At 58.4% G+C, this 21,950-nt stretch carries 18 protein-coding genes and 1 tRNA gene; 9 read left to right on the top strand and 10 right to left on the bottom strand.

What is annotated here, in order from left to right; genetic code table 11:
* Nucleotides 1–43: 43 nt before the first annotated feature.
* Nucleotides 44–604 (top strand): UbiX family flavin prenyltransferase, encoded by a 561-nt coding sequence (locus SA339_10740; protein MDW5563692.1) that lies wholly within the window; start codon nt 44–46, stop codon nt 602–604.
* Between the two features lie 18 nt (nt 605–622).
* Here the strand turns inward: SA339_10740 and SA339_10735 are convergent, their stop codons facing one another.
* Complete coding sequence (locus tag SA339_10735; protein MDW5563691.1) at nt 623–3,931, bottom strand: MMPL family transporter; 3,309 nt, start codon at nt 3,929–3,931, stop codon at nt 623–625.
* Between the two features lie 148 nt (nt 3,932–4,079).
* A complete protein-coding gene (gene leuS, locus SA339_10730; protein MDW5563690.1) occupies nt 4,080–6,959 on the bottom strand; it encodes a leucine--tRNA ligase in 2,880 nt (959 codons plus the stop codon).
* A gap of 607 nt (nt 6,960–7,566) precedes the next feature.
* On the opposite strand from leuS, the gene SA339_10725 reads away from it, so the two are divergent.
* The 3 genes from SA339_10725 to SA339_10715 all read left to right on the top strand — a co-directional run bounded on the left by SA339_10725 (nt 7,567) and on the right by SA339_10715 (nt 10,048).
* Nucleotides 7,567–7,947 (top strand): ribbon-helix-helix domain-containing protein, encoded by a 381-nt coding sequence (locus SA339_10725; protein MDW5563689.1) that lies wholly within the window; start codon nt 7,567–7,569, stop codon nt 7,945–7,947.
* Nucleotides 7,948–8,059: 112 nt separating this feature from the next.
* Nucleotides 8,060–8,857, top strand: coding sequence for a hypothetical protein (locus SA339_10720; GenBank protein ID MDW5563688.1), 798 nt, complete (start codon nt 8,060–8,062; stop codon nt 8,855–8,857).
* Nucleotides 8,858–8,947: 90 nt separating this feature from the next.
* Nucleotides 8,948–10,048 carry an ATP-NAD kinase family protein gene (locus tag SA339_10715; GenBank protein MDW5563687.1) on the top strand — a complete coding sequence of 367 codons (1,101 nt, stop codon included), beginning with the start codon at nt 8,948–8,950 and terminating at the stop codon, nt 10,046–10,048.
* 60 nt (nt 10,049–10,108) lie between these two features.
* Here the strand turns inward: SA339_10715 and iorB are convergent, their stop codons facing one another.
* From iorB to SA339_10685, 6 genes are read right to left on the bottom strand one after another with little or no spacing between them, the layout of a single operon-like run.
* Complete coding sequence (gene iorB / locus SA339_10710; GenBank protein MDW5563686.1) at nt 10,109–10,702, bottom strand: indolepyruvate ferredoxin oxidoreductase subunit beta; 594 nt, start codon at nt 10,700–10,702, stop codon at nt 10,109–10,111.
* Nucleotides 10,699–12,513, bottom strand: coding sequence for an indolepyruvate ferredoxin oxidoreductase subunit alpha (gene iorA, locus SA339_10705; protein ID MDW5563685.1), 1,815 nt, complete (start codon nt 12,511–12,513; stop codon nt 10,699–10,701). The genes iorB and iorA overlap by 4 nt, the downstream gene beginning before the upstream one ends.
* Nucleotides 12,514–12,517: 4 nt before the next feature.
* Nucleotides 12,518–13,435 (bottom strand): 3-methyl-2-oxobutanoate dehydrogenase subunit beta, encoded by a 918-nt coding sequence (locus tag SA339_10700; protein MDW5563684.1) that lies wholly within the window; start codon nt 13,433–13,435, stop codon nt 12,518–12,520.
* A gap of 1 nt (nt 13,436) precedes the next feature.
* Nucleotides 13,437–14,618 carry a pyruvate ferredoxin oxidoreductase gene (gene porA, locus SA339_10695; protein ID MDW5563683.1) on the bottom strand — a complete coding sequence of 394 codons (1,182 nt, stop codon included), beginning with the start codon at nt 14,616–14,618 and terminating at the stop codon, nt 13,437–13,439.
* Complete coding sequence (locus SA339_10690; protein MDW5563682.1) at nt 14,615–14,890, bottom strand: 4Fe-4S binding protein; 276 nt, start codon at nt 14,888–14,890, stop codon at nt 14,615–14,617. The genes porA and SA339_10690 overlap by 4 nt, the downstream gene beginning before the upstream one ends.
* The gene (locus SA339_10685; protein MDW5563681.1) at nt 14,890–15,441 is read right to left on the bottom strand and encodes a 2-oxoacid:acceptor oxidoreductase family protein; all 552 of its coding nucleotides are present in this window, start codon (nt 15,439–15,441) and stop codon (nt 14,890–14,892) included. Before SA339_10685 ends, SA339_10690 begins: the two co-directional genes overlap by 1 nt.
* A gap of 132 nt (nt 15,442–15,573) precedes the next feature.
* Here SA339_10685 and SA339_10680 point away from each other — a divergent pair, with 132 nt between their 5' ends.
* The 3 genes from SA339_10680 (at nt 15,574) to SA339_10670 (ending at nt 17,426) form a co-directional block, all read left to right on the top strand.
* Nucleotides 15,574–16,029, top strand: a complete 456-nt coding sequence (locus tag SA339_10680; protein MDW5563680.1) for an RNA-binding domain-containing protein — start codon at nt 15,574–15,576, stop codon at nt 16,027–16,029.
* A gap of 171 nt (nt 16,030–16,200) precedes the next feature.
* Complete coding sequence (locus SA339_10675; GenBank protein MDW5563679.1) at nt 16,201–16,605, top strand: hypothetical protein; 405 nt, start codon at nt 16,201–16,203, stop codon at nt 16,603–16,605.
* A 482-nt stretch (nt 16,606–17,087) separates the two neighbouring features.
* Nucleotides 17,088–17,426 carry a hypothetical protein gene (locus SA339_10670; protein MDW5563678.1) on the top strand — a complete coding sequence of 113 codons (339 nt, stop codon included), beginning with the start codon at nt 17,088–17,090 and terminating at the stop codon, nt 17,424–17,426.
* 222 nt (nt 17,427–17,648) lie between these two features.
* Here SA339_10670 and SA339_10665 read toward each other — a convergent pair whose 3' ends face one another.
* Nucleotides 17,649–18,548: a methyltransferase domain-containing protein gene (locus tag SA339_10665; GenBank protein ID MDW5563677.1), complete on the bottom strand. Its 900-nt coding sequence runs from the start codon at nt 18,546–18,548 to the stop codon at nt 17,649–17,651.
* A 289-nt stretch (nt 18,549–18,837) separates the two neighbouring features.
* Here SA339_10665 and SA339_10660 point away from each other — a divergent pair.
* Nucleotides 18,838–18,921, top strand: a tRNA-Leu gene (locus tag SA339_10660).
* Nucleotides 18,922–18,950: 29 nt separating this feature from the next.
* On the opposite strand, the gene SA339_10655 is transcribed toward SA339_10660, so the two are convergent.
* Entirely contained in the window at nt 18,951–19,460 is a 510-nt protein-coding gene (locus SA339_10655; GenBank protein MDW5563676.1) for a hypothetical protein, read from the bottom strand.
* Nucleotides 19,461–20,572: 1,112 nt separating this feature from the next.
* Here SA339_10655 and SA339_10650 point away from each other — a divergent pair.
* The gene (locus SA339_10650) at nt 20,573–21,628 is read left to right on the top strand and encodes a hypothetical protein (protein MDW5563675.1); all 1,056 of its coding nucleotides are present in this window, start codon (nt 20,573–20,575) and stop codon (nt 21,626–21,628) included.
* Nucleotides 21,629–21,950 lie beyond the last annotated feature (322 nt).

The raw sequence follows: 21,950 nt of genomic DNA, 5'->3' as shown, positions 1-21,950 counted from the left end.
GTCGCCGGTAGCTAATTAATAGCCCCAGGCTGTTGTCGCGGTCATGCGTTACGTCGTGGCCATCACCGGCTGCTCGGGGATACGATACGGCATCAGGCTGCTCGAGGAGCTCGAGGGGGAGAAGGAGCTCATCGTCTCCGAAATGGGAAGGAAGGTCCTGGAGCACGAGACGAACATCAGCTACGAGGACCTGTGCGCGATGGCCGATGAGGTCTACGACGACCATGACCTATTCGCTCCGCCAGCTTCGGGCACTCACGTCATCGATGCCATGATCGTCTGTCCCTGCTCCCAGTCCACCATCGCCAAGCTCGCCTCGGGGGTCTCCGACAGCCTGCTGACCCGGTCCGCCTCGGTGACCATGAAGGAGCATCGCAAGCTCGTCCTCGTGCCCCGGGAGACCCCGCTCAACACTATCATGCTGGAGAACGAGCTTAGGCTGGCCCGCTCCGGGGCCATCATCCTTCCGGCCTCCCCGGCCTTCTATCATCAGCCGAGAAACCTCGATATGATGGTCGACTTTGTCGTGGGCAAGATACTCGACCAGCTAGAGCAGGAGCACGACCTGTTCAAGCGGTGGGATGAGGAAAGGCTGCTCCACTAGACGGCGTGGTAACCGACCTCAGGACACGCCCCTTTCGTCGTCGAGCGCGTGTTCGGCTGCTCCTGCCTCGGCCAGCGTCGCTAGCCGGCCCTTGTTGCGCCGCTCGTTCATCTTCCTCAGGACCGAAGGGGCCCACCAGTTCCAATCACCCAACAAGGACATGATGGCCGGTACCAGGTAGATGCGGACGATTGTGGCATCGAGAAGGATGGCGAACATGAGGACGAAGCCGAACTCTCGGAGCAGGTAGCCGTTGGAGAGCATCATCGAACCGAAGGCCGCGGCCATGATGATGCCGCAAGCGGTGATTATGCCTCCGGTCTGCTCCACCGCGTGCACGATGGCGTCGTTGTTGCTTCTTCCTTTGGCCACCTCCTCCCTGACTCTGGTCGTGAGAAGAATGTCATAGTCCATCCCCAAGCCCAGACACACCAGCAGCAGGATCATCGGGGCCAGATACAGAATCGGCTGCCCCAGGACGTCCTGGAACAGCACGAGAGCCACCGCCATGGTCCAAGAGATGCTCAGCAATATGGTTAGGATAGAGCGCAGGGGGCTGACGACCGAACCCATGACCGCCATCAGCACGATGTAGATGCATGCAATCGCCAGCACCGCCATCCGGCCGAAGTCGCCCTGAGTCATCACCGCGATGTCGAACATGGAGGCGGTCGACCCTCCCACCAGCATATTCTCCACATGGTCCGCGCCCTGGACCTCGCTGGCGACATCCCTCAGCTCCTGGATGCTGTCGATGGAACGCATGTCGAACGGTTCGGCCTGGAAGGTGACGGTGAGCAGCACCGCCCGTCGGTCCTCGCTGACCATCCGGCCAGTGATGGCGCTTAGGCTCTCCATCAGCGATGAGTTTGTGATGTCGACGGGGCTTCCGTACGGCCTGGTGGGGCCGATGACCATCTTGACGTTGTCAAGGCTGGCGATGGTCGCCGAAAGGTTCTCGATCGGCGATAGCATGGTCGGATCGAAAGCGTCGTCCTTCATCACCGGGGAGTCCATCTCCACCGCGATCTGGGTAGGAGTGATCTTACCGCCCCCAAAGCCGTCCTGGATTATCATCAGGCCCTGCTTGCTCTCCATGTCCGCCATCGAACCGATGTAGTCGTAGCTGGTGTTCACGGACATCGTGAGGCAGGTGGCGGGGATGGAGACAAGGATTGCCGCCACAAGCAGTACCTTGGCATGCTTTATCGAGAACCTGGCGCTGCGGGTGAAGTAACCGGGTCGCGTACGCGGTTTAGCCGGACGGCCTACTCTCGACGGCCAGAAGGTCCTGTCTCCCAGCAGCATGAGGATCGAGGGCAACAAGGTCAACGCGACCAGCAGGGCGACAGTGATGCCCAATGCCAGGATCACGCCCAGGGATTTGAACAGCGAGAACTCGCCGATGGCCAGCACCCCGAAACCGATGATGACCGTTGCTCCCGAAGTGAGAATGCTCTCCCCCGCCCAGATGACGGCCTGGCGAACGCTGGCGACCTTGTCCCTTCCCCGCCCCCTCTCCTCCCGGTAGCGAGATAGGATGAAGATACAGTAGTCGCAGCCCGCCCCGATCATCGCCGTGAGGAGGAGCGTCAGGACCGCGTAATGGACCGAGAACACGTACGCGCCTATGAGGTACACCGCCGCGTAGCTGATCCCCAGCGCCACGCCTACCGCCAAGGGAGGAATGGAGGAGGCAACAAAGGAGCGGAAGAACAGGCCGATGAGGACGAGGACGAGGACGATGGTGATGGGCTCGATGATCCTCAGGTCCTCGAATGTGCTCTCCTCCATATCGGTGTTCAATGCGTCCGTCCCGGTCACATGGTATCGGACGTTGGTGCCGTCAACGACCCCGGCGACGATGGAGCGAACGGCGTCGACGCACTCCCTTCCCGGATGGAGGTCCCCATCGACGTCAGCGTAGGTCAGGCCCAGGACCATGGTGGAGTTGTCCGCCGACACCAGCTGGCTAATGATAACTGAGGGGAACCTGTAGGGATAGCTGTCCAACGATGAGTTGGCCACAATGGCCTGGCTGAGCGCGACGGCGGTGTTGAGGTCGAATGAGCCCATCTCTCCGGCCGCCGCTACCAGCCATTTCTGAGGGGCCAACCGTTCAGCCACCGCGGGCATGGAGGCGACGTAGCCGGTGATAAGGGATGACCGGAGAGCGAGATCATTATAATTGGTCAGGTTGCCCACGGCCGCCCGGGAGCCCAGAAGAACCTCCCGGGTCTCGCCGTCGGCGACTGCCTGGCTGAAGTTTAGGGACAGTTCCTGAAGGGCAGCATCGAAGGTCTCATCCGACGGCTGCGAACCGAGGGTGGACCACCACGAGTACACTGCATCCATGTAGTCACGGACCAGGGCGACCTGCCCGGTCGAGACGTTGCCGTAGGATATCTGCCCCGAGGACACCTCGGCGATGGTGGCTTCGATGTTCTCGTCGACGACCTGCCGGGCGAACTCGCTTACGTTGGCGAAGTCGGCCGGCCTGTTGGCGAAGGAGTCGTTGACCCGCGTCAGGAAGTCCTTGTCTGTGCTCGGCAGGTCGAGGCTGTCTAGGAACGGCTGGAAGGCAGCGGAGTGGGCGGCTACGGCCCTTTGCTGAGGCTGGGAGGATAGCGACGCGGTGGAGTTCCAGCCGGCGGAGAACGCATGATACCATCCGAGGAGGAGGGCTCGTTCCGAGGCGTTCATGCCCTGGGCCTCGGTCTCGAGCTGCCCGTGGAACGCCGAATACGTTGCGTCGTCCACCTGCTGTACCGTTCGGGAGGGATCGTCTGCGGCAGCCTGCTCCCAGGCCTGGGCGTACCCTTCGGACACGCCGTACAGCGCGGTGGCCGACTCGTTGGTCCGCGCCCACAGATCCCGGTACTCCTGGGGTATGCCAAAAAATAGGTAGGCGGATAAGTTGGCGCTGTAGTATGCGTAATTAAGAGCCTTTACTACGTTGAGAGTGTAACTCTCGGAGAGCGAGTATACGGAGGTGACCTCGACCTTATTGATGTCTCCAAACAGAGAGGCGTCCCCGAGGGCGTCCTCGATCTCCAAGGCCACCCGCCTGGTCTCGTTATCGGTGACATCGGGGGAGGTGAGGACGATGAGAGTGGTGGGCTGGTGGGCGAAGCTCCCGAAGCTGGCGGAGATATACTCGTTGGCGACGGATGAGGGCAGGGTCGCCGGAGCCATCTCCGTTTCCTCATACTGGACCACATGACTCGCCAGCGGGACCAGGGGGAGGGCAAAGAGCAGAGCTATGATCCAGGCGATGATTATCAGCTTGAACCGCCTGGTGATCAGATCGGCCAGACCCGCGAACATAATCTGTGGACCCCTGGTGCCCGGCCACACGACCGGCCGGAGCTTCCTCGGTTAGACCAGTGACTGGCTATTAAAAAAGTGTCATCTGGTTCGAGGGAGCGAGGGGCACCTCCCACTCGAGCGCGGGGCCCGTCGCCGACGGTGTCGCTCACTCGACGTAGATGGCGGGCCGATGGGGCTGGGCCGCCCGAGCCTTCTTCTGGGGGTCCGGGGCCTTGGCGTCATCCGCCTGATACACCGCCACCTCGCAGCCGAGCTCCCTGGCAAGGAAGCTTGAAGCATCGCTGAGGTAAGCGAACTCATCGATCTCCATAGCCAGTTGCCGCATCTCAATTTCGGAGCGCTTCATCAGGTCTTCGGCTGTCTTCCGGGCGAAATCAGCCGACTCCTTCCCCCGGCGCTTGAGGTCGTCGCGACCCATGACTGCCTTGGTCAGGGTGGGGACGGTCAGCTGTTTTGACCTCGCCAGCTCCAGGCCGATAGCGAGGATGTCCCGCTTCCACTGCGGAGTGGTGTAGATGAATATCCGCTTCGGAGCGATCCCGGTGACCTTGAGGATCTCATTGATGTCGGTCATGACCTCCTCCAGGTAGTTCTCGGCTGCCTCGGCCAGGGGGTCCGATGGGAGCTCCTCCGCTTCTGGATACGGAGCAATGGAAACGAAACCCTTCTCTCCCAGGCCGGCCCACATCTCCTCGGCCACATGCGGAGTGATGGGGGCCATCATGCGTACCCATGCCTTGACCGCCTTGGTCACCGTATCAGCATTGTTGCCTCCCCGCCGGAGGTACCATCGCATATCCGCCAGGGTCTCAAAGTAGGCCTCGTTGGCCATACGACGGAGGTCGAACTCGTCCATAGATGAATGGATGACTTGGGCCCTATTGGAGAGGCGGGACAGCAGCCAGTGGTCGACCTTCTGCACATCTGATCCATTCAGCGCCTTCATCTCCTCCAGGGTTCTCATGACCCGCTCGATCCTCGAGGAGTAGTTGACAATGGCGTCCTCATCCCAGGCCACGTCGGCGAAGGGGGCAGCGATGTGTGCGTAGTACAGCCGCATCGCGTCCACCCCGAAGCGCTCCGCCGCGTCGGGGATCGGTTCGGCCCCGCCCTTGGACTTCGAGATCTTGCCCAGCTTCCCGGTCACGTACCAGTTGACGAAAATGCCGCGGGGCCACAGTTGCTCTGGAAGAATGGCGACATGGTTCATGAGGAAGGCAGGGAAGTGCACGGTCATGTGCTCCTTCCCTCCCAGGTTGATGTCCAGGGGATACCAGTAGAACACATCTTCCCGGATCCGGTTCAGCAGCTCCGGGGCTACACCGGTGGAGGTGGAGACTTCGGCGACATCTCCCTTGCCCAGGAAGACATAGTCGAAGAACGCCTCGTTGAGAGACTCAATCTTGAGCTGCCCGGAGTTGTAGTAGGGGGCGACGATGTAGTAGATCGGGTATAGGGTGGAGTCGGATATAGCCTCGATGATCCATTTGGGATCGAAGGGGAAGCGGGTCCCCAGCCAGTTACCCTGGCGCACGCAGGCTCTCTCCCTGAACCAGTCCAGGACCCCTTGGACGTTGACGTAATAGTCCTGGGGGAGTATGTGCATGCTCTTGGCATGGCGCTTGCTGTCCTCGGTGAGCACGGCGTTCGCGTAGTCGATGAACCACTGGTCGTCGACCTTCTTGATGACCACGGGCCGGCCGCAACGGCAAACCACTTCCTCGGAGAGGTCATAGAACAGCTCGGCTTCTCCGCTCTTGATCATCATCTGCTTGATGAGCTCCTTCGCCTCCTCGACCTTCATCCCGGCGAACTCGCCGCAGGTGGAGATCATTCGGCCGGTGTGGAATCCGTCCTTGTAGATGGCCTTTTTCGCCTCATCCAGTCGGGGATCGCCGGCCTGGGTAATACCCATCTTGTCGATCATTTCCACGGCTGGCATCGGACCATAGCCCTTAGTCTCGATGATGGGGATGGGCTTGATGGCCCGTACCATTGCCTGGTCCAGACCGTATCTGGCCATGGCCTCATCGTCTTCCTGCAGCAGACGCAGAGAAATCCAGTCGTCCGGTGCATCCGAGGGCACGCTGGTAACCAGCCCGGTGCCTACCTCGGGCTTGCAGAACGTGGCCGGGAGCACAGGGACCTCACGGTGGATGACCGGTGCCACGGCCATGCGGCCAATGAGCTCCTTACCCGGTACCGTTCCGATGAGCTCCAGGTCGTCCTTCTGGAAGCGCATCTTGTCATACGATGGGCGGCTGATGACCCAGGTCTCGCCATTCCTCCGAACTTTGACGTACTCGACCTCCGGGTTGACCCAGAAGTTGGTCTGACCGTAGACTGTCTCTGGCCTCAGGGTCGCTGCCACCAGGAACATGTCTCCGCATCTGAACTTGAGAAGGGTGTACTCGGTCGTCTCCGCGTTCCCTCCCTTGGATAGGTCGGTCTCCGACGCGTCTACCGCTACCGGTCCGCACTCCACACAAGCCGGGGCGAAGTATGGTTTTTGGATCAGCAGTCCGGACTCGTTAAGTTTGCGGAACTGCCATTGAATGAACTTACCATAGTCGGGATTGGTGGTCGAGGTGAAGCGGCGCCAGTCGGCGAGAAAGCCGAAGCGCTTCCAATACTGGTTCACATATACCTGGTTGAAAAAGCCGACCACCTGATGAGGCTCCACCAGTTTCGGCAGCATCTCCTCCGGGCAGCCGTTGGCCAGGAGGTAGTCGACGGTCTTCTTGTCCTGCTCCTTGATCCTCTTGGCCAGGGATATCGCTCCGTTGCCGGTGGCATGCGTGCCGACCGGAAAGAGGACGTTGAACCCGGTCATACGCTTGTACCTGGCGATGGCGTCGACATAGGTGTACCCGCGCATGTGGCCGACGTGCAGGTAGCCGGTCAAACCAGGGTAAGCGAAGATTATCATGAACTTAGGCCTCGAGTCACGGTTCGCCTCGAATAGCCTAGCATCTGACCAACGCGCCTGCCACTTGGCTTCAATCTCCGCGGTCCAGCTCGACATCGCTACACCTTATGTGGCCAGGAATACTCTATTGTTATAAATAGGATGCTTCCGGAGACCCGACCCTTCCCTCGCATCCAGCTTATTGTTTTCCCCGTATCTCAGCTCGGGGAACGAGAGCCCATCGCGGACCGGTTGCAGCGACCATCGGACGTGTCATCATCGAGTATGCCGCGGTCGGTGCTTCGGCATACCACCCCGTGACGTTCCCTTAACGTATATTATTACGTTGTACTATGTATCCCTCGCCTAACCCGATTATTGGCTACGAGGTTGCAAGCGCACATTTATCCGCTAGCTCTCGATAGGAGGATTTGCAGGCAAAAAACCGATCGTGGGGGTCGGCTGTCTGGCTCATATTCGACTATATATAATTAGCTACCTTTATCAGAACGGTTGACACCTACCATCAGATTTATCCATCACGGCGTCATACCGGGCGGTCCTCGCTGGTTTTAAACGAAATTATTATAAAATACAAAATCAATGTCTGGCTCGAGGTCCAAGTGATTATCAAAACTGAGTATGACAAATTATGACAATTGACATATTTTTATATACTTAGTAGGACATTTCCCAATTGTCTCTAACACAAAGGTGAGCTGACTTGGACGGAGAAAGGATCTCACTGCGGTTGGAACCCGAGGATCTCGAGCTCCTTGATGCCTTCATCGAGAAGCATCCGGAATACTCGAACCGTTCCAACTTTGCCAGGGTGGCCATTCGTTCGTTCATAGAACAGTTCGAGGGGACCAAGACCAATGAGATCACCAAGAACGTCAAGAGCAACGTGATCACGATCGAGGTCCCCCGATTCGCGCACGAGACCATCATGTCCTCGGTTCGGGCAGGGATATACAATTCCCCCGAGGAAGCGATAGTTGAGTGCGTCAGGAAGCGGTACATCAACATCGAAGAGGCCATTGAGAACATAAAACGGGAAAAACTGGAAAATCTCAAAGGCACGGTGCAGATGGTACCAGATTAGGGCAGCTCGACAGATCTAGAAGGGATGTGGTCTGTAGAGGGATGGGATGCACGGCCCTGATAACAGGGCTGGTCAGCTCACCTTCAGTTAGGGCAGAGAGGGAGTGGGGATGATGCACACCAACAGCGAACAATTAGTGGCCACGCTAAGCAAGGGCCTCCTGGAACCGAAGATCTCCATCGTGGGATGCGGCGGCGCCGGTAACAACGTCGTCAACAGCATCTACTGGAGCAACAAGAAGGTCGAGACCGTGGCGGTCAACACCGATGAGACCAAGCTCGAGAGGGTCAACGCCAACAAGAAGATCCTCATTGGGAAGGATGTCACCCACGGGCAGGGTGCCAGGGGATTCCCCGAGGTGGGAGAGCACTGCGCAGATCAGGCCAGGTCCGCTCTGGAAAGCGTCCTCAAGGGAAGCGACATAGTCATAGTGATCGCTGGTATGGGCGGCGGCACCGGCACCGGCGCGGCCCCTATCGTGGTCGATGTCGCCAAGGGCATGAATGCTGTCACATTCGCTATCGCTATCAATCCCTTCTCATATGAGAAGGGTCGTCTGGCCACCGCCAAGGAGGGCATCAGGAAGCTCCGCAACGTGGCCGAGAACACCATCGTCCTGGAGAACGATCGGCTCCTGGACCTCGCCGGCGATATACCGGTCAACGAGAGCTTCGCCATAATGGAGCGGTCAATCAACAGTATGATCGACTCTATGACTCAGAGGCTCACCGAGGACGTGATCTCCCCCATCCGCGAGGAAGTGGAGGCCTACATCCAGGAGGGTTCTGAGTACACCATCGTCAACCCGGCTGTAACGCCGGTGGCCCAGCTGGTCACAGCCAGCGCCGAGCCTAAGGCCGTGGAGATGTCCTTCACGGCAACGGTGAGCCCCGAAATCTTATCCAGATGAGAGATAAAGCGTGGAGGTACGTCCCCCCGGCCTCCCCGCCCCTCTCTGTTTTTCCGAGCTATTTTATCATCGCTACTACCTTAATGTGACGTGCGCGTTGGACTCGTCATCAACCCGATAGCTGGGATGGGGGGAGCGGTTGGGCTCAAGGGGACGGACACCCCTGAGGTCCTGGAGGAAGCGATCAGACGGGGAGCCCGTCCCATTGCCCAAGATCGGACTGATGAGGCGCTGCGCGCCGCCGGCGATCTCTTCGCCTATGATTTCATCACCGCCGGAGGACTGATGGGAGAGGACGTCCTCCGCCGTCATACCACGAGTGTGACGGTCGTGTGCTCGCCCTCCGGCATCACCACTGACAAGGATACTGGGTCTGCTTGCGAGGCCATCCTTGAGGCAGGAGTGGACCTGCTGCTCTTCACCGGCGGCGACGGCACCGCCCGGGACGTCATGGACGTCGTCGATGAGAGGGTGCCGGCCATCGGCATCCCGTCCGGAGTCAAGATGCACTCGGGGGTGTTCGCCAATACCCCTCACGACGCCGGGGTCCTGCTGCGCCGCACTAGGGTAGAGAACCTCCCCGCCCACCGGTCCGAGGTTATGGACATCGATGAAGCCGAGGTCCGTCTGGGCAGCGTGAGCGCCTCCCTGTACGGATACATGCTGACACCCGAGGAGCCGACCCTGATGCAGCCATATAAGCTCGCTCTCGGGGGGGCGACCGAGGACCAGCACAAGGAGGCCATCGCCAAGTACTTCGTGGACACGATGAAAGATGGTGTCCTCTACATCCTCGGTCCAGGGACGACATTGGAAGCGGTGGGCCGGAGGCTGGAAGTAGGCAAGACCTTGCTGGGAGTCGACCTGGTGGCCGACCGCCGTCTCCTGGCCAAGGATGTCGATGAGGATACCATCCTCAAGACCCTGGAGGTGTACCCTGAGGCTCGCATAGTGGTTTCGCCCATCGGGGCCCAGGGGTTCATATTCGGCCGCGGTAACCAGCAGATATCGCACCGTGTCATCGAGAAAGTGGGAGTACGCAACGTTATCATCCTGGCTACCCCCATCAAGATGAAGGAGACCAAGACCCTACGGGTCGATACCGGGGACGCCGAGCTGGACGAGGAGCTGAGAGGATACGGTAAAGTGATCATCGGGTGGGGGCTGCAGCAGGTCGCTCCGGTGAATTAAAAAATGGCGGACCTCGGCCGATCGGCCGTGCAGGTCCGCCGAGCGTTCAGAGAGCTGTGGTCAGACCGAACGCACCCTGGCGAAGCCGAGTTCGAACGCCTTCACGTTGATGTCCCGGGCCTTGGTCGGGACGACCTCGAGCAGCGAACCCAGCATGCGCTCCTTGGACAGCGGGAAGCCTTTTACCGCGGAGATGGCGCCGATGAGCACCGAATTGGCGGTGATCGCCCTCCCCGCCTGCATCGCCAGAGCCGTTGCGTCGAGGGCGATGAGGTTCTTGTTCACCGAACGGATGGCCTCGAGCATGTCGTCCACCTTGGGATAGGCATCCTTCCCGGCCGACACACTTATGGGGACCACGGGCGTGATGCTGGTGACGATGTGGCTGTCCCGGTTGACGGTGCTGAGGGACCGGCAGGTCTCCACCGGTTCGAAGCCCAGCAAGAGGTCTGCTGCTCCCATCGGGATGAGCGGACTTAGGATGTCCTGCCCCATGCGTACCGAGCACAGCACGCTGCCTCCCCTCTGGGCCATGCCATGGACCTCGGACATCGCCACCTCCAGCCCCTCGGCCACCGCCGCGTTGCCCAGGACCGTGGATGCCAGAAGCACACCCTGTCCTCCGACCCCTACCAGTTGAATGTTGTACTTCACTGTACCACCTCGATCGCCTTCTTCGGGCATACCTGGGCACAGCACCCACAGCCGATGCACAGCGAAAGGTCCACCTTGACCACCCCGTCCTCCTTGCTTAGGGCAGGGCAGGAGAAGCGGGACACGCAGGTGTAACACTTCACACACTTCTCCTGATCAATGGCGTACTTGACCGGGGCCAGCTTCCCCTCCTTTCTCTTCGCCAGAGGGCATGGGTGCTCAGAGATGACCACCGAGAGGCCCTCGAACGCGATCGCCTCCTTCATGACCTCGATCGTCGCCGTCACATCGTAGGGGTCGACGGTGCGGACGTGCTCCACCCCGCAAGCTCGGACAAGGGGCTCGATGGGCAGGCCGATCGATTCCACCCCGCCGTACTCCCGGCCCACACCCGGGTTGGGCTGATGGCCGGTCATGGCCGTTGTCCGGTTGTCCAGGATGACCAGCGTGAGGTCGTGGCGATTGTACACGGCGTTGATCAGACCGGGCAGGCCAGCGTGGAAGAAGGTGGAGTCACCGATGAACGCCACCACTTTCTGGTCAGTGGCCGCAGCGAACCCGCCGGCCGCTCCCACCGAGGAACCCATGCACAACACGAAGTCGGCGCACTGCATCGGCGGTTGAACTCCGAGGGTATAGCATCCGATGTCCGTGGAGTAGATCGCGCCGTCCTTGCCCACCGCCTTCTTGACCGCATAGTAGGTTGAGCGGTGGGGGCATCCGGCGCACAGCACCGGCGGCCGGGGAGGCAGCTTCAGCTCCACTGGCGGGAGGGCTTCCTTCTCCCCCTTCACCCCGAGGATCGAACCGAGCGACAGGACGAGATCGGGCGAGTACTCGTACGCCCGGGGCAGATGCCCGGTGCGCTTGCCCAGAACCTCGACCTCGATGCCAGCCTGCTGGGCGATGCGCCGAACCTCGTCCTCCAAGTAAGGCTCCAGCTCCTCGAGGACCACGACCCTTTCCTTTCCCCTCAAGAATTTGGCGATCCTGTCCTCGGGGACGGGGTTGGTGAACCCGAGCTTAAAGACCTCGACGCCCTCCAGCCACTCTCTGGCATAGGTATAGGTGACCCCGCTGGTGATGACCCCGACACGGGAGCTCCCCACACTGAAGTTGAGGTCCGAAGCCTCGGACAGCTTCAGCGCTGCCTCCATCCGCTTGAGCTGCTCCAGACGTCCCAATCGAGCGTTGGCCGGAACAGTAACGAACTTCTGAGGGTCCTTCTCGAACCGTCCTCTGCGCACCGGCGCCATTTTCTCCCTGAGATCTACCGCCCCCCGGGCATGGTTGACCCGGGTGGTGGTCCGCAGCAGGACCGGAGCGCCGATGAGCTCAGAGATGCGGAAGGCCTCGACCACCATATCCCTCGCCTCCGCCGGGGTGGAGGGCTCCAGCATGGGATAGAGACCGAGCTTGGCATAGAAGCGGTTGTCCTGCTCGCTCTGGGACGAGTGACAGGAGGGATCGTCGGCGGACATGACCACCATGCCCGCCCGGACTCCGGTGTAGGACAGGGTCATGAACGCGTCGCTGGCGACGTTGAGGCCGACATGCTTCATGAAGGCAAAGGAGCGTACACCAGATGCCGCGGCAGCGCCGGCGACCTCCATGGCGACCTTCTCGTTGACGGAGTACTCAAAGTACATCCCGGCCTCGGAGGCGATGTTCTCCAGAATCCCGCCGACCTCCGAGGATGGTGTTCCGGGGTAGGTGGTGGCGACCCCCACCCCGGCTTCTATCAGACCTCTAGCGATAGCCTCGTTCCCGAGCAGGAGGAGCCTCCCACCGTTCCCCAATAACTTGTCCAACCGGTCACCGTCCGCTCGCCCCCACCTTGGCCACCAGCGCCTCGTACTCCCTGTCGACGAGAGCTTGGACCTCGGCCACATCAGCGGGGGTCAGGTGCTTGAACCTCCCCTGGAGGCGAAGATATTCTTCAACCGGCTTCCTCTTCTTAATCTCTTTGGTGAACGAGTACTTCCCGTTATGGAATTCGTACAGGGGAAACGCCCCCGTGCGCACCGCCAGCCGGGAGACCTCGATCGCCTTGCGGGGGTCCATGCGCCAACCCGAGGGGCAGGGGGAGTAAGCATGTATGAACTTGGGTCCCTTGATGCCCTTGGCCTTCTGGATGGTCCTGATGAAGTCGTCGGGGTAGGCGACCGAGACCGTCGCGCCGTAGACTATGCCGTTGGCGATCATCATATCGAGGATCTTCTTCTTGTCCCTGCGCTGCTGGATGTGCTTGCCGCCTGGCGTCGTGGTGGTCCACGCCCCGCAGGGGGTCGCACCGGAGCATTGGATGCCGGTGTTCATGTACGCCTCGTTATCATACATCACGTAAAGGAAATCAGTGTCCCGGTCCACCGCGCCTGAGAGCGCCTGCAGCCCGATGTCCACCGTTCCGCCGTCGCCGGCCCAGCCGACCACGGTCACGTCGTCCATTCCCTTCTTCTCCAGCGCGGCCTTGATGCCCGAGGACACCGCGGCGGTGCACTCGAAAGCATGGTCCACGAAGGGGACCTTGACCGCGTAGCGAGGCCACACGCCAGGAATGACGGCGCAGCACCCCGCAGGCACGTTGATGACTGTGTTGGGTCCGAGAGCCTTGAGCAGATAACGCATCGCCAACGGCTCCCCGCATCCGGGGCAGGCGCTGTGCCCGGGAGTGATGTATTCCTCCTGAGGTATGGTGAACTTGTATCTCTTCGTCGATTCGGTGCTCTCCAATTTACCACCTCCCCGTTCCATCCTTGAGGCCGACCCACTCGACCGTACGGTCGGCCTTGCCAGCCTCGGCGATCCTCAGCAGATCGTCGAAGATCCACTCGATGAACTTGACCGTCACGTCCCGTCCGCCGAGACCGCCGACGTAGTCCTTCATGACCGAACCCGTCGACTGCAGCGCGGAGCGGACCTCGTTGAACATGGCACCCCCGTCGCCATAGGTGTAGGAGCGGTCGAACACTCCGATCGTGGTGGTCATGTCCGCCAGGCGGCGGACCTCCTCCGCCGGGAAGGGACGGAAGACCCGGAGCTTGGCTACTCCGACCTTCTTGCCCTCCGCACGGTAGCGGTCAGCAACCTCCTTCGCCGTACCGGCGGCCGAACCGGCCACCACCAGAACGGCGTCGGCATCGTCACACTTGTAGTACTCCATCATCCCGCCGTAGCTGCGGCCGAAGATGGCTTCGAACTCCTTCTCTGCCTCCAGCAGCTTGGTCCTAGCGACCTCCTGGCTCTGGTAGATGAGGTACCGGAACTCCGTCCACCAGTCCGGCATCATCAGACCACCGTGTCGCATGGGGTTCTTCACGTCCACGGGGTACTCCGGCTTGAACGGTGGAAGGTAGCGGTCGACCTTCTCCTGCTCCGGGACGTCCACGATATCGACGGTGTGGGAGAGTATGAACCCGTCCTCGATGACCATGATCGGCAGCATGACCTCAGGGTCCTCCGCCACGCGATAGGCCATGAGCACGGTGTCCAACACCTCCTGGTTATTCTCGCAGAAGATCTGCAGCCAGCCGGTGTCGCGCTCGGTGATGACGTCGTGATGCTCGCCCCAGATGTTCCACGGGCCGCCGATGGTACGTGCAGCTACGGGCATGACGATCGGTCGTCGGGCGCCGACGGCCCACATTAGCATCTCGTGCATCAGCGCCAAGCCGTGGGAGGAAGTGGCGGTGAAGGTACGGGCCCCGACGTACGAGGCACCGATGAGGGCGGACATCGCGGAGTGCTCGCTCTCCATCATCATGAACTTGGCGTCCATCTCTCCCTTCTGCACCATCTCCGCCAGCTTCTCCGAGATGGAGGTCTGCGGGGTGATCGGGTATACGGCGGTCACATCGACCCGAGCCAGCTTGGCCGCCCGGGCCGCCGCGTAGTTAGCGTTCATCATCTCGATCATAGGGTCTCCCTCTCCATCCTGATGGCCCCCCGGGGGCACTCGTTGGAGCAGATCCCGCAGCCCTTGCAGTGATCAAGGTCCACGTGCGGGTAGTCGCCCTCCTTCTCCACTATCATGCTCATGTCTGGGCAGAACTTCCAGCACATGTAGCAGCGAATGCACTTGTCCTCATTGAGGACCGGGCGGATGGTCCTCCAGGTCCCGGTCATGATATCTTCGGTGTGCTGGGACGCGACCGGCTCGGCCGGGAGGTCCTTGTAGGTCTTGTACATCACATCCCCTCCAGTGAACGATAGGCATCCTGGGCGGCGGCCACGTTCTGGTCCCTCTTGGCCGGCACCGATTCCTTGATGCTCTCCAGGATGGAGTCGATGGACACTATGTCGCAGGCCCGGGCGAAGGCACCCAGGATGGCAGTGTTGACGATGGGCGCAGTGGCGCTGCCCAGCCCCCGACGCAGAGCTATGGTGGTCGCATCGATGAGCAGGGTCCGGCGATCGGCGGGTAGGCCGAGCTCATCCAGGGTCATCGAGGTGTTCACTACCAGCGAACCACCCTCCTTCTGTCCCTCCTGGACGTTGACCATCTTCATCAGCCCGTGGTCCAGGACGACCACATGGTCCGGCCCGTAGATGCCGGCATGAATGCGAATGGGGCGGTCGTCGATGCGACAGAACGCCATCACCGGGGCCCCCCTCCTCTCAACACCGAAGAACGGGAAGGCCGAAGCGTACTTACCTTCTTTCATCGCCGCCCTGGCCAGTATCTCGGAGGCGATGACGGCTCCCTGGCCGCCCCGCCCGTGAAAACGTACTTCTAACATGTTGATATACCTCGGCTGCTAGCCAGGGAACGAGTATATAGGATTCCACTTTAATCTTACGGCGCAATTGTTCTAAATGATATACAAGTCCGAGGCGGAAACCAGAAATAGCCTTGGAGGGCATGGGCAAGCATGGACATCGCCAACCTGTCCTTCCGGACGTTTGCCCACGCGACCGAAGACCCCGAGCGGGTGGAGAGGGCGCTGAAGTTCGTCTCGGGGGTCGAGGACGTCACCAGAAGTTCGAGCACTGGCTATCACGGCAACCCGATTCTCGTTTTGGAGGCCAAGGTCACCGACTCCAAGCACATCAAGGCGCTGCTGCGATCCCTCGGCCCGGAGGCGCTGAGGTCCCTGCTCGACAGCCTGGACCGCAGGCTCGATGACGAGTCATTCTTCTATTTCCGCCTGGACAAGCAGGAGGCGTTCCTGGAGAAATTTGTGCTCACTGACGGTGATGATGTCATAGCTGTGCGGGGCAAGGTGAAGTCCTACCCCCAGAACCGCGATAACGCCATGGCCTCGATGCGGCACGTCCTCGAGGTCGAGCTGGCGCGCGCCGCCCGAGTTGACGCTGGAAACACTTGAAACAGGTCGATGGTGGTGCGAACCTCAGGGGACGACGAGAGCACCGGGGACGACGACAAAGGTCGGAGACTCTATTCGGATTTCTTTAGCATTACATTCCCAGATAAAACAAAAAGCATTTAATCACTAGCTTTGCATTCATAAGCAGAGGGGATTCATTCGATTTCTTCCTTGAGCATACCTGCTGAGAAGGCCCATCGGTATATTGATAGGATCGCAGAGGAATTGTTCAGGAAGAGCATGGACAGGGGGCGCATCCCGGACGACGACCTGAGAGCGTTGTACGCCTGTATGGGGGACGTTCTCAGCCAGGCCCTCCTTGGAAAGCGGTTCGTGCCGGTCATGGGGCGGGAGGAGTTCATCAGGATTCTGGAGGAACATCCCTCGACCTATGGTGTCATCGATGAGATCTTCTTCGGCTACTTCTTCATCACGAAGAGGAACCAAGAGATATGCAACCTCCTGAAGGAACATGTGCAGCAATCCTTCGATGCCGTGGTCAGGTCGGAGGATTCAGGCGAGTATTTCAAAGGTCTCACCAAGAGGCTGGTGCAGGAGTTCGGAGGAACAGTCTAAATAAAAAATCAGTCAACAAAGGGCGATCATTTTCTATTTTTAACAATTGTTGTAGCTTTAAGTGACACGAAGAGCTTGATTCATTATCGCGTGACACCGTTCAGCTCTCCTCCTGTCACACCTTGTACTCTTGAACGGCGGACGTGTCATGGTCGATCAACAGAAAGATTGCATAGATGCCCTGCAGATATAAGGATCGAAAGAGTGAATGGCTTACCTATTGTTCTGCGATAATATCACCGAACGGCAGATCTCTATCACTTATCAGGCAGCAAATAAAAAATACTCGTAGGTTCGGAAAAATCCCCAGACTAGCCAGTTACGAACAATGGCGAAAGAGCTGGCAACTCTGTGCTTGGAATTGTCTCGGTACGCCGTCACAGCCCAACCAGAAATAGGAGCGTGGGACATCCCGGTGGTGATGTCTACTTCAATCGGCAATGGTCGAATCGGAAAATGGGAGAGTTTCAGATATGGCTACAATGACCAAAGAGCAAATCAGCTATGTGGAGAAGACGATCGTGGCCTGCAGGGACTGCCGCGATATTTGCGAGGAGACTGTATTCCACGCGATTAGGAACGGGGGGGAGACCGCACAGATGGATGTGTTAGGCGTGCTCATGGACTGTGCTGGAAGCTGCAATCTGAGCGAGAAGATGATGCTTCGAGGCTCTCCCTACCTAAGGCAATTTGCTTCCACGGTGGTTAAGATATGCAGGGCCTGTGCTTCGATGTGCGACACTATCCCGGGGGATGAATATTTCAGCACTTGCGCCCGCAGCGCTAGGCGATGTGCCGACAACCTAGAGCAACTAGCCTGAAGGATGTAATAAGAGGGAACGTGTGAAGGTCGATCCCCTCTTCCCTCCATCCCAACGGGGCGAATTTATCCTGGCGTCAGCCAGTTCGCCTTCCTGGGCGTCGAGATCGAGGGAGCTCGTTGCGCTAGACGGCATTTTTTACGTCCTTTTTTAGAGACGCCGAGGAGTGTTCTATTATCCCAAACCCCACCTCGGTTTCATGAACGGAGTAAAGATGATGCATCATCCCTTTCTGGCCACTCCCTTGAAGAATGTGTAGCAGAACGTACCGCCGGGCTTTGCGGTCCGATATAGGTCCGAGATTCCCTTTTTCCACTCATCCCTTCCGATCATCCCGTTCGATAGCGCCTCCTCCTCAACGCCCTCGACCATGCTCGTGAAGGTCAGCTTTGTAAATCCTTCCACCCATGTTGGCTTACTGTCATCCACATAGACCATTCTGGGCGATATCTCGATATGATCAAAACCCGCCTCGGCCAGCAATGGGAAGAGCTGCCTTCCGATCTTGGGATTTCCTCCGGACATCTCTTGCAACCGTACCAGGCAGTCTATCGCCTTGCATGCCTCCTTGCTCTCCGGGTGGAAGTAAGCCGATCCGTGATCTCCCTCGATGATGGTGATCGTGCCGCCATCGCGGAGGACCCTTTTCAGTTGCTTCAAGGCATCGATCGGATTGCGAAGATGTTCGAGAACAAAGCAGATGAATATGTGGTCGAACGATCCATCGCTAAATGGTAAATCGAAGATATCTGCGACCATAAATTCGACGTTCGTAATTCCTTCGCCTTTCACCCAACACTTGGCTCTCTCAATCGAGCTTACTGAGATGTCCATCGATGTGATTTTGGCGCCAGGGCTGTTCCGGGCAAGGGAGACCGTCTGAGCACCAATGCCGCATCCTGCCTCCAGGACCATGCTCTTCTCTGGATAATGCGTATCATAATGCAATAGGTCGGTAAGTGTCGTCGCTTGATCCCTTAGCCTTTGCGCTTCCCTCTGTGAATAGCCATGAACATATTCTTCTGTCATTGAGAGACCAGGCTCCAAGTTGGAAAAAGGAAGGCCGTTCAAATAATTATAGGGGACCCCCTCGGCAGATACGTCGCTAGCTGTTACCGCCATCCTCGTCTTGCTTTTCTATTTCATCAGATATTGTTGATGTGCAGATCTAATCTCGTTCCGAGAATGTTGATTCTGCCCCGACACATTGAGATACATTGCAGACGCGAGGACCCTGCGCCCTAGTTGAGATCGAGCATGCCTTACACATTTTCTTACGGCCCTATGAGCAATCCACCAATCAAACGAGCGCCATTACCATTGTATCCTGCTCCGGCCTTTGCTTCTTTGGTCCCATATCGTTCATCGTCAGCAATGATTTTATTACCCCGTTCCTCATCCCATCCAGCACGCAGGGGTAGCCAAGCTTGGCCAACGGCGTAGGACTTAGGATCCTATCCTTAGTGGTCCGTGCGTTCAAATCGCACCCCCTGCACTCATTTTCTAAATTCTCCGATTTAGAAATTAGCCAGAGCGAGGCTTACGCAGCGTATCCTGGATGCGCTTGATCTCGAGGTCTTGAATCTCTTCCACGGTCATCTTTCCGCCACTCTTCATGACCTTCACGACCTCACTGGAAGGATTGGTGAACACAAATAAGTTCAAAGTCTTGGACGAACCGTCTCTGAACCTGTGCTTGTAGGTGATAGGCAGCCGTGATGATTGCATGAATTCGCTGATGCTTAGCTCCTGGTCGATGTCCTGTCCATCGAAGGCATGTAGACAGAGCTCCAGAGCATATTTGCCGAAGGCCAGGATGTTTAACTCTGTTTTTCCAAGCATCTTAAGTTCCTCGAGGAAGTGCTCTTCACACCGAGTCGCTGCCTTCCGCCATTCCTTGTTGATATCTCGGTCGCTCTTGGAGGGGACGCATTTCAGTGCGTGGGTCCAATATATCTGCCCATCGGCCGGATCGAACTTGGAAAATATCTGAACAACCTTGGAAAGTGGGTTCGAGCGTTTGAGATCGTCCAAGGGTCCACCTTCTTTCGCCACCTTGGCCAATCTTGCCTCCGCTGCCTCATTGGTTGAAAGCGAACGAAGCCAGAATCCTGGTTCTTGCGATATGATTACATACTTCACTTGGTGGTTCGGACCACGTCGGGAAAAGAGGACTAGCATTTTGTCTTTGTTTCTTGGGCAGCCTCCGCAGGAACCCGATGCCTTTGCCCTGAAATCTTCCCAAGTACTTGTCAACCCGTCAGCCACAAGGCCATATCTAATCAGAGGATAAATTGGTTTCATATTGAAAGCAGCCACCACCTTCCCTATTTTTCTGGCAAATTTCTCAGAAACCTATGCTGGTGTATTTTCGGCCGGGATCAAGAAATATATTCATAGATGTATCCATATATTTATTATCAGGACTTAGGACCCTATCCTTAGGGGTTCGTGCGTTCAAATCGCACTCCCTGCACCGCTTCTGAATAATCTGTCTCAACGATTAACATTGTTAGTATATGCCAAGTATCTGATACAAAGTGCTACTGCGGCTAATGTATCCACCTGGGCAAGAGGCTGTTCGATGCGGTGAGGGAGCTGAAGAGCGCCATTGACAAGGTCGAGTTCAACCGCTACGCCCACCTGCGCACCCAGGCCAACAGCACCCTGATGGTCTTCCCCACATCCGTCCGCGTTCTGGCGAGATAGGACATATCGACTGAAAGAGGCCCTGCACCATGGACAGGGGCGAAGGTATGCCTGATCCATGAGAGCGTCCGGAAGAAAGGCTACCGGGGCTGCTGGGAGTGCAAGGAGAACAAGAACTGCAACACGCTCGCGCCACTCAAGCGGTTCCACGGAAGATATTGGGACACAATCACCAGATGATCCGCCAGTATGGGCCCGGAGAACTGGTCTTACAAGCGGGGCAAGCACTGCCCGTGTCGGTAAGCCCCCAAGAACGTCCGATATCCCGGATAGGTAAACTATCGTAACTGTTTTTAAGGCGCAGCTCGCCTTATCCCAGCGTGGCTAGTAAAAAAGTAAAGTATCTGGTGCCCTTTTTGGTCGCCGCTATATTGTTGGTTGGAACGTTCGCATTACTCTCTCTTCCCCGATCTGAGAAAATGCCACAGGGGGGGAGCATGGTCGACGATTTCAACCAGACCAAAAACGGAACGTTCTCTTTGGCCGATAGTGCCGGGTTCGTGACCACGGCTGGGTCGGCCGACCGGGATTCACTTCTACAAAGGGCCGAGGACCTGGAAATGCTCGGGGCGTTCTCCCAGTCCGGGAGCGAGGTCTCGGGGAAGTTCGTGGCGTTCGACTATGACCATAGCACTGGTTCAATCACCTCCTACAAGGTCTATAACAATCAGGGCCAGGCTACCGTGTTCGAAGCGATGCGGGTGTCTGGTCTGGCTGGGGCGAACGGAGCTCTCAACCTGTCCATGTTCTCGGTCAGTTCCCCGTCGGTGCAGCTTATGGTGCACAACAACCCCTGGGGGACAATCCACTTGGTCGCTGCCAACGAGACCACTGTTACTTTCAGCCTGGCCCAGGGAGCTGATGTAATGGCTATCAACCACCCCGACGTCTGGGGCACCGACCGGACCGCGGTGAACGTTACCCTTTCCGACATTGCCGGCACCCTAGCGGTGATCCACGGCTCGATCGACATCTCCCCGGACCAAGGCAATTTGACGGTCAACATCTCCAAGGGCGGCCAGCTGTTCTTCCGGGCCTACGCGGATTACACCCGCATCAGCCACGGCGGCCAGTGGCTGACCATGGACTACCTGATCCGCGGGGCCATCAGTTCGGAACTTTGGGCCTTGACCTCCAACACCTCGGCCATCTACGATCTGGTCCAGTTCCAGCCCGGGTCACTGTCCCTGGCCTCGGACAAGGTGAACATCTCTGACCTGGAAGTCGGGGTCCCAGCCCACTCCATCCTTTTCGTCCACCTGGATCAAGGCTCCATCGGCCACCTGAACTCGTTCATACCGGTGGGCATGGCCAACGATACGGTGGCCGGGACCAACATCAGGGACGACCTTAAGGCCTGGAGGGATAATAGTACCGAACCAGTGAGGTATATCATCCGCAACGGGGATGTGACCACCACCGCCATTTACGTGCCTGCCGGTGCCTCATCTCCCACGCTGGTCCTCGGCCTGGACCATAAAAGCAGCGATTGATCCCTCACATGGGGCTTGCCAGGTGATCTTTCGGACCCCAAAGCCATCACCCTGGCAGATTAATTGCATAATGCCGTGTTCAATCCGTAGGAGTGAGGTATGCTAATTGCGGAGTAAAAGTGCCAACAACAATGGCAATTTGTCGCCTAAGATGCGCCATCATACATGGGTAGATGGCTAGGACGTTCGACCGCCCAGCACATTATGCACGATGAAACGGGCAGGCGTTGGCCGTAAGACGTTGCGATGTGTAATGCCCGGCTTCGGGTGCATTTCGACAAGGGAACTTTTCTTCAGTGGCACGCGCGTTCAAAGCACAACC

This window comes from Methanomassiliicoccus sp., from assembly GCA_033485155.1.
In the GTDB taxonomy this organism is placed as follows: domain Archaea; phylum Thermoplasmatota; class Thermoplasmata; order Methanomassiliicoccales; family Methanomassiliicoccaceae; genus UBA6.
The sequence above is the reverse complement of the archived record's forward strand: the minus strand, read 5'-3'. Positions and strand labels throughout refer to the sequence as shown.

Coding starts and splice junctions, on each gene's coding strand:
- SA339_10740 (MDW5563692.1), top strand. CDS start 44: ATGCGTTACGTCGTGGCCATCACCGGCTGCTCGGGGATACGATACGGC.
- SA339_10720 (MDW5563688.1), top strand. CDS start 8,060: ATGCACACCAACAGCGAACAATTAGTGGCCACGCTAAGCAAGGGCCTC.
- porA (MDW5563683.1), bottom strand. CDS start 14,618: ATGATCGAGATGATGAACGCTAACTACGCGGCGGCCCGGGCGGCCAAG.
- SA339_10735 (MDW5563691.1), bottom strand. CDS start 3,931: ATGTTCGCGGGTCTGGCCGATCTGATCACCAGGCGGTTCAAGCTGATA.
- SA339_10680 (MDW5563680.1), top strand. CDS start 15,574: ATGGACATCGCCAACCTGTCCTTCCGGACGTTTGCCCACGCGACCGAA.
- SA339_10690 (MDW5563682.1), bottom strand. CDS start 14,890: ATGTACAAGACCTACAAGGACCTCCCGGCCGAGCCGGTCGCGTCCCAG.
- SA339_10670 (MDW5563678.1), top strand. CDS start 17,088: ATGACCAAAGAGCAAATCAGCTATGTGGAGAAGACGATCGTGGCCTGC.
- SA339_10685 (MDW5563681.1), bottom strand. CDS start 15,441: ATGTTAGAAGTACGTTTTCACGGGCGGGGCGGCCAGGGAGCCGTCATC.
- leuS (MDW5563690.1), bottom strand. CDS start 6,959: ATGTCGAGCTGGACCGCGGAGATTGAAGCCAAGTGGCAGGCGCGTTGG.
- SA339_10665 (MDW5563677.1), bottom strand. CDS start 18,548: ATGGCGGTAACAGCTAGCGACGTATCTGCCGAGGGGGTCCCCTATAAT.
- SA339_10650 (MDW5563675.1), top strand. CDS start 20,573: ATGGTCGACGATTTCAACCAGACCAAAAACGGAACGTTCTCTTTGGCC.